This window comes from Thalassospira sp. CH_XMU1420-2, from assembly GCF_037029325.1.
GTDB lineage: Bacteria > Pseudomonadota > Alphaproteobacteria > Rhodospirillales > Thalassospiraceae > Thalassospira > Thalassospira povalilytica.
The window spans coordinates 1-989 of sequence record NZ_JAYMEG010000062.1 but is presented as its reverse complement, the minus strand read 5'-3'; the positions used below and the strand labels follow the sequence as shown (position 1 = coordinate 989).

The following is a 989-nucleotide window of genomic DNA, read 5'->3' as shown; positions in this document are numbered from 1 at the left end:
ATACCAAGGCATTTGGGTCTATGCCGCAAAACACCTCAATGCTGGCAACAAAGAAGCTCGCAGTAGATCACCGACGTGGGCTGAACTGGCGGACGATGGGGGATGACGCGATGTGCAGCGGCGGCGGGGTGATCGACGTGATGATCACCAAGTCGCAATACAAGATGTCGATGTTCTATCCGCTCGCAGAGGCCAATGACGCACACCAGATCGGCGAAACCACTTTCCGCTGGGGCGAACACCGCAAGATCCCGGGTGTTGGCGAGGATGCTCTCTACAACATTTTCCGCTGGAACGACTGCTGCATGAGGTTCTTCTGATGATCCGTTCCTTTAACCAGACTGTATTCGGACGGACTGTCGCTACAATCGTCTCTGCAGCCGTTCTATGGATCCACATCTCGCCGGCAATTGCAGCATCCGAATTTGATGATGCAGCTCAGGCGGGCGAAGCGTTCGGCAAATCCATTGCGCCTTCGGTGGATATTTTCTCGTTTGACCAAGCGACGGGTAAAGCAACCCTCTATCCGGACGCAAGCGATCCGGTTGAGCTCGATCAAAATGATATCTTCCCGGGATCCTCAAGCGGCGGGAACGTCAACGACTTCAGCAAATACTACGATAGTCAGAACGGAATGGAACAGGCCGGATCGACGGCCAACAGCAACCTGGCTGTAGACCCAACAGAGTGGGGCGACGCATATCGGGTTCTGAAGGAAACAAACAGCCTTTCGCGTCCGAACCTCTCAAACGATCCTATCTGGAACCAGTCCGATGAGTTGCTGGCGGATTTCGGCGATCTCTCCGGCGAATATGCCGACTGCGAGGTTTCAGAAACCGTGACAGATGGCACGGTCGATGCGCACATTCCCGACTATAAAACGTGCGAAAAGCTGACCAAGCCCGAAGGATCCTGCGTTGCCTACCACGACTATCAGGCTGGCGTGATTTCGCATGTAAGAGGCCCATACAACATCTCCAGTTGCGGGG

The 989-nt window shown here is 54.6% G+C and carries 2 protein-coding genes; both read left to right on the top strand.

Features of this window, described 5'->3' with window-relative positions; genetic code table 11:
• Positions 1–320, top strand: a 320-nt coding sequence (locus WA429_RS21270; protein ID WP_336107914.1) for a TraU family protein, incomplete at its 5' end; no start/stop codon positions are given.
• Positions 320–989 (top strand): hypothetical protein (locus WA429_RS21265; protein WP_336107913.1); only part of this gene is annotated, 670 nt, incomplete at its 3' end. The genes WA429_RS21270 and WA429_RS21265, both read left to right, overlap by 1 nt.